This is a genomic window from Massilia luteola, from assembly GCF_034420155.1.
Taxonomy (GTDB): Bacteria; Pseudomonadota; Gammaproteobacteria; order Burkholderiales; family Burkholderiaceae_D; genus Telluria; species Telluria luteola.
Window position 1 is genome coordinate 41,909 of record NZ_JAXOFN010000030.1, and the last position, 12,628, is coordinate 54,536.

A 12,628-nucleotide genomic window follows, 5' to 3' on the forward strand; every position below is an offset into this window, starting at 1 on the left:
CGGTCACTCGAGCGTGGCCGCCAGCGCATTGGCCGCGCGCACGTCGGCCGTCGTCTGGCCCTCGCGACAAAGGGCCAGCACCGGATGGAGCGTGGCACGCGCCCGCGCCGTCGCACCCTGGTGCCGGTACAGCGTGGCGAGGCTGGTGGCGCTGCGCAGCGACCACGCGAGTGCCCCCTGGCGCTGCGCCACGGCCAGCGAGCGGTGCAGCAGCATGGCGGCGGCGCCGCCGGCGTCCGCCGCGTCGACAGCCAGCCGCCGGACCGCCTGCGCGCGCAGCAGTTCCGGCAGGCACCACGCGACCAGGCCGGCCTCGCAGCGCCGGATCGCATCGTCGGTCAGCAGCCTCGTGGAAAACGTGACGAGGTGGTCGCGGCACTTGGCGAACAAATCGTGCGTGTCGTTGAAGGACGGCAGACTGTGGGGCTCCGCCGTGCCCTCGATCACGGCCAGGGCGTCCTCGAAGCGCTGCGTCCAATCGATCCAGAATCCCATGCCGTGACGCTCGGCCCAATCGCGCAGCCGGCGCATCAGGACGGACGCGCGCGCCGTGTCGCCGCGCCACAGCGCGACGGGCACCGCGGCCATGGACAATACCTGGCACATCGCCGACGGCCGCTCGCTCTCCGCCAGGACGAGCGCCTCCTCGCTCACCGCGAGCGCCTGGTCGGCGGCGCCCTGCATCCACAGGTGGCGCGCGAGGATGATGCGGACCGACGTGCCGACCTGCACCGGCGAGGGCTGGTAGGCCAGCGGAATCCGCAGGTCGCAATTCGACAGCGCCAGGACGGCGCAGCGGTGCGCCTCGGCGTGCCGTCCCATGAAGTGCAGGGACTGCGCCAGCGTGCGCTGTCCGATGAGTTCGAGATACGGGTCGGCACCGGCCCGGGCCGCGTGCGCGATGCGCTCGGCACCGGCCAGCGCGGCCGGATAATCGGCCCGGATGTACGGAGCGCCCCAGATGGCGATCAGCGCCGCGCCCTGCAACATCGGCGAGCCCGAATCGCGCGCGAGTTGGAAGACCGAGTCGGCGGTGCCCATGAGCTTGAACATGCCCGTGGCGGAGAGCCCGGGACCGTCGGCATTCACGAAATTCAGGCGCAGCCGGACGTCCGCGGGGATGTCCGTCAAGGGCGCGATCGTCTTGAGCGCACGCCGGACACGCTCGTGGAACTCGCGCGCAAGACCGATCTGGTCGCCCAGCGAAAAGCCGATGCCGGCCAGTCGTGCGCCGAGGACGGCCTCCTGGCCCGGCCCCAGTGCCCAGTCGATCGCGGCCAGAATGTCGTCGACCCACGTGCCGTATAGGGCGACCCACGCGCGCCAGCCGAGCACCATCCAGTCGTTCTCGAGCCTGTCCATCAGCGTGCACAGCCACCGTGCGTGGCGCGCCTGGACGGCCTGCAATTCGCCGCTCGCCGCCAGCTTGTCGTAGGCGTAGTCGCGCGTCATGTCGAGCAGGCGGGGGCGGTGGGCGCCGCCCTCTCCGCCCATGCTCACGAGGGATTTGCTGGCCAGCTCGATCACGGTGTCCAGCACGCAGTCGGGATCGAGCGCCGTGCCGGCCGCCACGGCACCGGCGGCTTCGAGCGTGAACCCGCCGCGGAATATCGCCAGGCGGCGCAGCACCTCCTGTTCACGCGGCGCCAGCGCGTCGTAGCTCCAGTCGAGCATGCTCGACAGCGTCCGGTGCCGGCCGCTCAGGTGCGCCGGACCGGCCGACGGGCCGAGCAGCCATCTCGACGTCTGCTGCGCAAGCGCCGGCAAGCCCAGCGGCCGGACCAGCGACGCGGCGAGCTCGAGCGCCAGCGGCATGCCTTCGACGGCGCGGCACACTTCGCACACCAGGGCCGCGTTGCGGTCGTCGAGGACGAACCCGGCCGGGTTGTCGAAGTGCGCGCGCGCGACGAACACCTGGACGCCGGGGTACTGCGCGGCGCTCGCCGCATCGGGCACCGTATCCGCCTCCGGCAAGCCGACCGGCCCGAGGCGCACGATTCGCTCGCTGTGCGCGAGCAGCGGTTCGCGGCTGGTGCACAGCAGGTCGACGCCGGGCGCGGCGCGCAACAGCGCTTCGCACGCCAGGGCGGCCACTTCGGTGTGATGTTCGCAGCAGTCGAAGATGATCAGCAAGCGCTGCCCGCGCAGGCACGCGGCGAGCTGGGACAGGGTCTCGCGCGTCAGGCGCGCAATGCCGAGCGCGGCGCCGAGCGCCCCGACCAGCTCGCGGCCCTCGGCCAGTGGGGCCAGGTCGATGAAACGCACGCCGTCCGGATACATCCCGGCACAGCGCGCCGCCAGCGCGCGCGCCAGCGTGGTCTTGCCCATGCCGCCGGGTCCGACGATCGTCACGAAACGGTGGGTCTGCAGCAACTCCGTCACACGCGCCAGTTCGGCGGACCGGCCCAGCATCTGGTTGGTGGGCGCCCGTGTCCGCACCAGCTGGTAGCCTTGTCCGGGAAAGTTGGCGATGTAGCCGGCCAGCGGCGAACAGCGCGCCAGGGTATCGTTCAACCGGGCGACGCTGGCCCACAGCGTCGACGCGCCGTCGCGCTGGGCCAGGCGCGCCGGGTCGAGCGTGGCGCCATCGGCGTCGAGCAGCGCTCGCAGCAGCGCGTAGGCGGCCGCGTCGAGGTCGAGCCGCATGCCACCGAAATGCGCCTCGTTGCGCACGCGGTCGAGGGTGAAGCCGGGGTCGGAAGCGGAAGTGGGCATCGGTGTCTCCCGTTCATGCCAGCAGCGCGAGCGCAGCCCGGCAATCGGCGGTGTCGAGTCCTTCGTCTAATCGGCCCACGGCCTCCGCGAGCAGGCATTGCCCCTCCGGCGCGCGCGGCGTGCCACGCCAGCAGCGCGCCATGCTGCAGGCGATCCGCAGTTCCCAGGCCAACGCCTGCTGGCTGCGCGCCAGCGCGTGCGCGCGCAGGAACAGCGCACCGGCCGCCTCGCGCGACGCGGTGCCCTCGCGCAGCATCCGTTCGCCCTGCACCCGCCAGACCTCCGCCGCGCACCAGCCGATCACGCCCGCGTCCGCCCGCGCCGACGTGGCGTCGGACAGCATACCGACGCCGAGCGTCGCCAGGGTGTCGTGCGCGAACGGGGCGAGGGCTTCCGGCCAGGCCGCGGCATCATCCGCCCTGCCCGCGCGGCGCAGCGCGGCCGCCGCGGCATAGGCGCGCGCCCATTCCTGCCAATACGGGCTGCGGCTGGCCTCCCCCAGCCCCGCAAGCCGCGCGGCCAACCGTGCCGCCAGGGCGTGGTCGCCGCGCCAGAGCGCCACCGGCAACGCCACGACGACGAGCGTCTGGCAGAGTGAAAGTCCATGGCGTTGTTCCGCAAACGCGAGCGCCTCCTGGGCAAGCTGCGCCGCCAGGTCGGCCTTGCCGCGGATCCAGGCGATCCTTGCAAGATTCCAGCGCGCGCCGACGGGATTCGGCGTCGGACTCGACACGCTGAATGCCGAGGCCGGGACCGAAGTCTGCAGTACATGGTGGCACAAGGCCTGCGCCGCGTCGTGCTCGCCGAGAAAATGGCGTGCGTTCGCCTCCAGGCGGTCGGCCATCAGCGCATAGGCGGCATTGCCTTCGCGCGCGGCGAGCGCACGTACCGCGCGCACGACGTCGAGCATCAGCGCCGGCTCGCCCATGCCGTAGGTGGCGGCGCCCATGGCCAGAAGCGCCTCGATGCGCAAGGCCGGCGACTCGACGCGGCCGAGCAAGGCCTGGAGCCGGGCCAGGATCGCGCGGAGCAGGTCGAATTCGGTGTGGCTGTAGGCGCCGAGGACGGCAAGCGCCGCGTACACCGACAGCGCCGTCTCGGGTGCGAGCCGCGGCGCGCCGCGGTCGTCCAGCGCCTGCATCAGGCGGCGCCGGAAATCGTCGGGCAGGCCCAGGAACCGCAGCGTATAAATCAGGTTCGGCACCAGCGCGATGCCGAGCGCATGATCGCCGCGCTCGCCGTACGCCCAATCGAGCGCCGCGCGCACGTCGTCGAACGCGCGCCCGTGCGCCGCCACCCAAGGCAGCGCCGACCGCGCGGCCACGGCGGCGGGACTGAGCGCGAGCAGCGCGGCCACGTGCCCGGCGTGCCGCCGTGCCAGCCCCGCTTTCTGATCATCGTCCAGCTTGCCGAACGCATAGGTCCGCGTCAGCAGCAACTGCCGGTACAACGCGGTACTGCCTTCCATCTTGCGCACCAGCAGGGATTTCGTGGCCAGGCTTTCGATGCAGCGGGCGACGGCGTCCCGACCGATGTCCGCGCACGCGCACACGTCGCGCGCGGCCGCGATGCTGAACTCGGCCTGGAAGATGCCGCTGCGGCACAGCACGGCGCGCTCCTGCTCGTCGAGCTGGTCGTAACTCCACGCCAGCGTCGCCTCCATCGTCCGCTGCCGCGGCAGCGCGGTGCGGCGCGAGCGGGTGAGCAGACCCAGCAGGTCGCCCAGGCTTTCGGCCAGCCCCGCCACACCAAGCGCCTCGACGCGGGCGGCGGCCAGTTCGATGGCGAGCGGAATGCCGTCGAGGTGGCGGCACAGCCGGCAGACGGCGCCGACGTTGGCCGCGTCGAGGACGAAGCGGTCGTCGTTGGCCCTGGCCCGCGCCACGAACAGCGCGACGGCCGCATACGCCATGGCCTCGCGCGGATCGTCCGGCGCGTCGAGGGGCATGCGCAGGACGTCCAGCCAATGGATCCGCTCGCCCTGCACGTCGAGCGGTTCGCGCGTGGTCGCCAGCACGTGGACACCGGACGTGTCCCGGAGGAGCGCGATAGCCAGCCCGGCGGCGCCCTCGACCACGCGGTCGCAATTGTCGAGGACCAGCAGCAGCCGGTGCCGTGCGAACCCCTTGCACAGGGCCGCCTGGCGCCCGGTGGACGGCAATCTCACGCCGGCCGCCTCGGCCACGGCGTCGACGACGCAGCCGGCGGCGGCCGCGGAAGCCAGGTCGACCGCCAGCACGCCGTCCGCGAACTGCCCGCCGGCCCGCTCCGCGACGGCAGCCGCGAGCGAGGTCTTCCCGATCCCGCCGGGACCGACGAGCGACAGCAGGCGCGTGCGCACGCATTCGCCCGGCAGCGACTGGAGTTCGGCGGCGCGGCCGATCAGGCGCGACTCGGACGCGGCGAACACCGGCACCGGCGCCTCCGGCATGCCGCCGAACCGTGTCACGGCGCACACGAAACTGTAGCCGCAGCCCGGCACGTTCTGGATATAGCGCGCGCCGTCGCGCCCGTCGCCCAACGCCCGCCGCAACGCCGACATGTGGACCCGCAGGCTCGTTTCCTCCACGATCGAGCGTGGCCACACCTTCGCTTCGAGTTGCTTGCGGGTGCGCAGCTGGCCCGCGCTTTCGACCAGGTCGACCAGCAATGTGAAGGCGCGGCTTCCGAGGCGCACTTCCTGGTCGCCCTTCATCAGTTGCTGGCGCGCGCGCAGCAGGACGAAGGGGCCGAACGCGAGGATGGCGGGATCGGCCAGTGCGGGGACGTTCGGGCTTTGTGTGGGATCCATGGTCGTGGTACAACGCGCTGGAAATCGAGGAGACAAAGCCGATGGTAGAGGACTGCCCGCGTTCCCTGGTGTGAAAAGGTGTGAATCAAAGTTGCGCCAGCAGCCGCCGCGTGACGGCGGCGTCCTTGCTGTTGCCCATCGCGTCCAGACGTTCCACCCAGGGCGCGAGCAAGGCATTCGCGTCGGCACCGCGCTTTTGGGTCAGGCGCAACTGGGCGAGACTGTTCGTCGTCCGTAGCGCCCACGCGTGCGCGTGCTGGCCGGCTGCGAGCGCGAGCGCGTCGCCGAACGCGGTTTCCGCGGCGCGCTGCGCGTCGGGACCGCCCGTGCGAAGACGCAGTTCGCCTTCGATGCGCAGCAGCTCGGGACCGTTCCACCCGACGAATCCCTGGCGCCACCGGTCCATGGCCCTCTCGTGATGGGTCCACGCGCCGAAGGTCACCAGATGATCCAGCAGCTTCGCGTCCGACGTGCCGACCATGCCCGCTTCGACGCCGCCCGGCGCCGCGCGCAGCAGCATCAGTTGCCGGATCTGGTCCGCCCACGACGACCAATACTGTTGAGGATGCCGCGCGAGGTGGACGTCGAGCTGTTGCAGGAGCTCGCGGGCGCGCGCATCGTCGCCTTGCCAGAGCGCGATCGGCAGCGCCGCCAGGCAGATCGCCTGCGACAGCGGCGCGGGAAAGCGTGCTTCCTTCGCGTAGTGCACGCAGTCGGCGGCGAGTTCGACCGCCTGCTCCCCCTGGCCCTGCAGCCAGAACACGCGGGCCATGACGATCTGCATGGAGAGCCGCCGCGACAACCAGCCCGAGAGCCGCAACGGCTCCTGCTGGTGGTCGTTGTACAGCAGGATCGACGCCCGTTCCGCCGCTTGGTCCTGCCGTCCACTGTAATGCAGGGATATCGCGCGCAACCGCCGCGCGTGCAGCTTTTCGGGCGTGCCGAAGCGGTCGGCGACCTCCTCGCTGCGTCGCGCGTAGAAATCGGAGCGGTGATACTCGCCTCCGCTGAAACTGTAAACATGGAGAAGATACAACGCTTCCAGTTGCGCGGCGCCGTCCTCCTCCTGTTCGGACTGGGCCACCATGCATGGCGGCGGCGTGTTCGCGAGCGTACCGGGCGTGACATACCGGACCAGGCTGATGATCCGCACCCGGTGGATGGGTTCCGCGCGTACACCCGCTTCGATGGCATCGAGCGCCTGCTTGGCGCGCATGCGGAACTCGCTTTCGCCAAGGAAGAGCACCATCGGCACGAACACGGTCGCCAACAGTTCGATACCGATTGCCGGGTCGCCCTCCGGGCCGAAACACCAGTCGAGGGCCGCACGGAAGTTGCCGACATGCGACGCATACGCACGGAACCAATGCTGAGGCAAGGCATCCTCCCACTCGGCCGCGCCGCGCCTGACCAGCAGCGTCATGAATTCCGCGTGGCGGCGATACACGGCGTGCCGGTGCGGATCGCCGGCAAGCTGCTCGAGCGCGTAGGCGCGGGTGATCTCGAGCAGCGCATAGCTCGGCGGGGAATGCGCCAGTTCGACGCGCACGAGCGATTTCGCGACCAGGTCGAGCAGGCAATCGCGGACGACGGTGGCAGGCAACGTCGCGTCGGCGATCACCGCATTCGCCGCCTCCAGCGAAAACCCGGCCTTGAACACACCGCACCTGCGCAACACCTCTTGCTGCTGCGGCGACAGCAGGTGGTAGCTCCAGTCCAGCAGCGCACGCAGGGTACGGTGGCGCGGCAGGGCCGTCCGCCTGCCGCTGCCCAGCAGCCGCAGGCGGTCGTCGAGCTGGACACAGACACCCTGCAGGCCCAGCAGGCCAATGCGCGATGCCGCGAACTCGATGGCCAGCGGCACCCCGTCCAAGCGCCGGCACAACGCGGCGGCCAGGTGGACGTTGCCGGCATCGATGACGAAGGTGTCCAGGCTGGCCGCGGCGCGTTCGGCAAGCAGTTCCACGGCCGAGAAGCAGAGCGCGCCCGCGCTGTCGATCGGCGGGCCGTCCGGCGGCGTCTCGAGCGGCAGGAGACGATGCACCCATTCCCCTTCCGCATCGAGCGGCTCCCGCGACGTCGTCAGGACGACGAGGCCCGGCGCCCGCCTGAGCACACGTTCGACCAGTTCCGCCACGGCATCCAGAAGATGCTCGCAGTTATCCAGCACCAGCAGCAGACGGCGCGGGCGCAGCCAGCTTTCCAGCTCGCTCATGTTCGATTCGGACGGCAGCCGTAGTCCGAGCGCGGACGCCACGGTCTCGATGACGTGGCCGGGAACGGTCAACGGGGCCAGGTCGACGAAACACACACCGGCGGGATATTGCGGTTGAACTTGCGCCGCCACCGCGAGCGCCAGCGACGTCTTGCCGATACCGCCATGGCCGACGATACTGACGAGCCGTCGCCGCGCAAGTTCGGCGGACAACGTCTCGACGATGTCGTCCCTGCCGATCAGCCGCGTCAGGCTCGTGGGCAGGTTGTTAACGCTATCATCCAAAAGCGGAACAGGCTCGGCCAACGCGATCCCAAGCGCGGATACGGAAGCGACAAAGCTGTACCCTCGCCCGGGCACGTTGGCAATATAGCGGGCACCGTCGACGCCGTCGCCGAGGGCCCGCCGCAATGCCGCCACGTGAACCCGCAGGCTGCTGTCTTCGACGACCGAGTGCGGCCACACGTGCGCCTCCAGCTCGCTACGGCTGAGCACTTCGCCCGGCCGCGAGACCAGGGCCAGCAGCAGGTCGAAGGCGCGCCCCCCGAGCCGAACCTCATCGTCGCTGCGGCACAGGCGCAACGGGTCCATGTGCAAGCGAAATGGACCAAACGCCAGCGTCGCCGCCGGACGCGCCGCGGCCGGGCCATGCGGACATGCCGCTACGACAGCGAGGTCGCCTGTGGTGGAGTCGTCGCCGGTCATGGTCGTGCTGCCTCGGGGCGGTCCTTCGCTTTCATTGATGGAATGTGGTGATTGTGGCGTCAAGGGCATGTCGCCGCCAGTGAAGACTTGTTAAAGCGGCATTCACGGATATTCACGTGGACATATTGCATGGGGACTTCATCATGACATTTTCTTAAGCTAATTCATGATATTTACATGGTCAAGCTCTTTCGCGCCAAAGATGACCGCATCGCCCCGCTCGCGGGATTCGGCGACGACATGATCGACGAAGACGCGTACCTTGGCAGGCAGGAGCCGGCGGCTCGAATAATAAATCGCCAGGGGACGCGAGTCGGCATGCCAGGCGGGCAGTATCCTGACGAGTTCCCCGCTCTGGAGCAGCGGCAGCGCATGCGGCACGGGGAGCATGGCGATGCCGAGCCCGCACGCCGCCGCGCGCGCGAGTGCTTCGGGATCGTCCAGCACGGCCACTGGCCGCACGTTGGCAACCACCTCGCCACCGGCTTCGTTCTTCATGATCCAGGGGACCAGCCGTCCGCTGGCAAGCGAGCGCCGCAGCAGCCCGCGATGCCGCGGCAGTGCCGCCGGGTCGTCCGGTACGCCGTGCTTCGTCAGGTAAGCCGGCGCGGCGACCAGCACGATCCGCACCGGCGCCAGTTCGCGCGCCACCAATCCTTCCGTCAGTTCGATGCCGCCGCCGATCGCGACGTCGAACCCCTCGGCGATCAGGTCGACCTGGCGATTATCGAAATGCAGGTCCGGCACGATGTCCGGATAACGCGCCATGAACGATTCGAGCAAGGGGACGAAATAGGTCCGGCCCACGGTCGGGGCCATCGACACCTTCAGCGTGCCCGCCGGCCTGCCCGCGCCCTGGCGCAATTCCGCCAGCGTGGCGCCGATGCCGATCCACGGCATGCGGATGTCGCGGTACAGGCGCTCCCCCTCCTCCGTGAGGCTCAGGCTGCGGGTGCTGCGCTGGAACAGGCGCACGCCGAGGCCCGCTTCCAGACGGGCCACATTCTTACTGATTGCAGGCGGCGTCACCCCGAGGCGGCGCGCAGCCGCCGAAAAGCTGCCTTCGTCGGCCGAAGCGACAAACGCGTCGAGATAGATGATGAGTTCACTTTGCATGACGCCCATCTTATACCACGAGTTATAACTCTAGTAGCCAATTCATGACTACCACGACACTCTAACGAGGCAGATACTTCCCTTACCGACTCTTAACCACGAAAGGAAACACATCATGTCCACGAATACCAAACTCAACGGCAAAGTCGCTTTCATCAATGGCGGTTCGCGCGGCATCGGCGCCGCGACGGCGCGTCGCCTGGCGAGCGAAGGCGCCACCGTCGTCATCGGCTACCAGGCATCGGCGATCGCCGCCGAAGCGCTCGTCGGCGAGATCGAAGCGCGCGGCGGCAAGGCCATCGCCGTCAAGGCCGACGCGTCGGACGCGGCGGCACTGACCCGCGCGATCGACGGCGCCGCAGAACGTTTCGGCCGCCTGGACATCCTCGTCAACAGCGCCGGCGTGCTGTTGCTGGGTCCCGTCGACCAGTTCGCGCTCGACCACTTCGACAAGACCATCGCCGTCAACGTGCGCGGCGTGTTCGTCGCCTCGCAGGCAGCGGCAGCGCACATGACCGAGGGCGGACGGATCATCAACATCAGCAGCACCAACGCCGATCGCATGCCGTTCGCCGGCGGCGCCGTGTACGCGATGAGCAAGTCGGCCCTGACCGGCCTGGTGAAGGGCATGGCACGCGATCTCGGCAGCCGCGGCATCACCGTCAACAACGTCAACCCCGGTCCGATCGACACCGACATGAACCCGGCAAACACCGATTTCGCCGACGCGCTGCACAGTTTGATGGCGCTGCCGCGTCACGGTCGCGCCGATGAAGTGGCCGGTATGGTCGCCTACCTCGCCGGTGCGGAAGCTGCCTTCGTCACCGGCGCGGATCTGTTGATCGACGGCGGCTTCGCGGCCTGAACCAGGTCGTGTTGCGTTCTCGCCCGCGGCCGGCCGCGGGCGTCGACGAGAAAAATTCGATGTTCCTGTACTGGCTCAAGTTCGACGGCTGTCCCATGGAGACGAACACGATGAAACGATTCACGACACTATGCCTCGCCCTCGGCATGGCCGCGGCGGCAGGGGCGCAGACCGGCGCTGCGGGCCTGCCGACTTATTCGAAGACACTGGCCGAACTCGCGGCGGCCGCGCCGACTGGCGGCGTCGGCGGCTCGGGCAACGCCAAGGTGAAGGTCGTCACGATTCTCGGGGACCCCGCCCGGCCCGGCACATACGCGCAGTTGCTCGAAGTCGGTGCCCACGCGCAGATCGCGGCCCACCACCATGCCGGCGACCGCATCGGCACTGTCCTCAAAGGCACCTGGCACTTCGGCTACGGCCTCGCGTTTTCGAAGGCGGCTTTGAAAACGCTTCCCGTCGGTTCGGTCTATACGGAACCGTCGGGCGCCGGACATTTTGCGATGACCGGCGACGAACCGGTGGTCGTACTGATTACCGGCACCGGGCCTACCGACACCGTGTACGAGAACGCGGCGGACGACCCGACGCGTCAGGCCGGCGCGTCGAAGTAGGTTTCCAGTTCGGCGCAAGCCTGGCCGCAGGGCTCGGCCATGTAAGCCGGCAGCGCGCACGCACGTGCCGGCGCGCCGCCGTTGGACGCACGCGCACGCGAGAGGGACCGTGAACGTGGCGGCTTCGCCGCTGCGCCGAAGTGCCACATATTGGGCGATCCGGTCGCGGCGGCGAGCATCGCCCAGCAGTGCTTCGGTCTGTCGGACGAGGGAATCGAAGATGCGATCTACGACAACCAGTCGATTCGGGGTTTCGTCGGCATCGACCTGACGCACGAATCGGCACCTGACGCGACGACGCCGCTGAAGTTCCGTCGCCGGCTGGAGAAGCACAATCCGACGCGTCGAATCTTCGATGAAATCAACGTGCACCTGGCGAGCAAAGGCCTTGTCATAACATCGGAGCGCCATACTCACGCGACGATCGGGCTCACTTTCGCGCGCGAAAATGAATTGTTCAGCGCTTTCCTAAGTCCCTGAATAGCCGTAAATCTTTTCCATGCCTGATCAGCAACACCCTGAGCAATACCATGCTTCCAAAGCGCCGGTCGCTGATCGCCATGCGTCATACGGGCAATCGGTGTCCACATGTGACTTAAGCACTAGAACGCATACGCCAGCCCCACGCCGAATGAGGTACGTGCGTCCGTCGTCGCATCACGCTTGTTGCCGAGGCTCGCATACAAGGTGGTGCGCCGGGACAAGGCATAGTCCGCGCCGATCGAGGCGAAATGGTTGACGTCCGCATTCAGGCGCTGGCGGCCGTAGCCGACCTTCAGCGTCATGCGCCCCACCTCGTACGTTGCGTCGAGCGTGGTGGCCCGCGACTGGCTCACTGCATCGAATTGGCGGCTATAGTCGTAGGCTGCCATCACCGCGACGGCGCCGATCGTGTATTTGCCCGCCACGAACGTGTCCTTGTCGCCAACGCTGTTACGCTCGAACGCGGCCATCGTCGCCACCGGACCGTGCGCATATTCCAGTACGGTCGAATACGGCAGACCCGACGCGCCCGGTTCGTGCTCGCGCTCGAACGACCCGCTCAGGCGCAGCGTAAACCCTTTCACTGTCGGCGAATCGTAGAAAACGCCGTTGTTCACGCGGCCATATTCCGCGGTGCCATTGTTTCCATACGGGTCGCTGGGCGTCAATGGATGCCACAGATACCAGGCTGGCGACGCAATCCGGTTGAAGTTACACCACGGATCGAACTTCCAGTCCTGCGCCCACATCGCCGTCATCGCCCGTCCGACGCGTACCGTTCCCCAGCTGCCTTGCAGCCCCACGGTGGATTCGTCGTGCCAGAACGGTTTGCGGCCAGCGCCTTCGCTTTGGCCGGTGTCCATTTCGAAGCGGGTACTCAGCCGAAAGACGGCTTTCACGCCGCCGCCCAGGTCCTCGAATCCCGAGATGGCGATATTGCTGCGCTGGACGGTGCCCACCTGGGCGACGCCGTCGAAGCCGCGGAACACCCCGAGGTCGAGCCGGCCGTTCACGGACACCGCCGATTGCGCCCACGCTGACAGCGGCGCCGCGGCGGCGCAGGCCAGCAACAGAGGTTGAATGCTACGCATGATGATGTCTCCTCCAGCCTCGTCGACGAGGCAAAA

Annotated in this window: 7 protein-coding genes and 1 pseudogene; 3 read left to right on the plus strand and 5 right to left on the minus strand. The window is 68.7% G+C overall.

From position 1 onward, the window contains the following. Window positions 1–3 precede the first annotated feature (3 nt). The 4 genes from U9J41_RS23990 to U9J41_RS24005 form a co-directional block, all read right to left on the minus strand. Window positions 4–2,715, minus strand: coding sequence for an ATP-binding protein (locus tag U9J41_RS23990; RefSeq protein ID WP_322404660.1), 2,712 nt, complete (start codon window positions 2,713–2,715; stop codon window positions 4–6). Window positions 2,716–2,728: 13 nt separating this feature from the next. Then, window positions 2,729–5,506 (minus strand): ATP-binding protein, encoded by a 2,778-nt coding sequence (locus tag U9J41_RS23995; protein ID WP_322404661.1) that lies wholly within the window; start codon window positions 5,504–5,506, stop codon window positions 2,729–2,731. 85 nt (window positions 5,507–5,591) lie between these two features. Then, on the minus strand, window positions 5,592–8,426 hold the full coding sequence (locus U9J41_RS24000; protein WP_322404662.1) for an ATP-binding protein: 2,835 nt from the start codon (window positions 8,424–8,426) through the stop codon (window positions 5,592–5,594). 159 nt (window positions 8,427–8,585) lie between these two features. Next, on the minus strand, window positions 8,586–9,542 hold the full coding sequence (locus U9J41_RS24005) for a LysR family transcriptional regulator (protein ID WP_322404663.1): 957 nt from the start codon (window positions 9,540–9,542) through the stop codon (window positions 8,586–8,588). Between the two features lie 115 nt (window positions 9,543–9,657). On the opposite strand from U9J41_RS24005, the gene U9J41_RS24010 reads away from it, so the two are divergent. From U9J41_RS24010 to U9J41_RS24020, 3 genes and pseudogenes are all read left to right on the plus strand, one after another. Further along, entirely contained in the window at window positions 9,658–10,407 is a 750-nt protein-coding gene (locus U9J41_RS24010; protein ID WP_322404664.1) for an SDR family oxidoreductase, read from the plus strand. Between the two features lie 8 nt (window positions 10,408–10,415). Then, window positions 10,416–11,018 carry a cupin domain-containing protein gene (locus U9J41_RS24015; protein WP_322404665.1) on the plus strand — a complete coding sequence of 201 codons (603 nt, stop codon included), beginning with the start codon at window positions 10,416–10,418 and terminating at the stop codon, window positions 11,016–11,018. 177 nt (window positions 11,019–11,195) lie between these two features. Beyond that, a pseudogene (locus tag U9J41_RS24020) lies at window positions 11,196–11,444 on the plus strand (transposase); the annotation flags it as partial. Window positions 11,445–11,620: 176 nt separating this feature from the next. Here the strand turns inward: U9J41_RS24020 and U9J41_RS24025 are convergent. Then, complete coding sequence (locus tag U9J41_RS24025; RefSeq protein ID WP_322404666.1) at window positions 11,621–12,592, minus strand: porin; 972 nt, start codon at window positions 12,590–12,592, stop codon at window positions 11,621–11,623. Window positions 12,593–12,628: the final 36 nt, after the last annotated feature.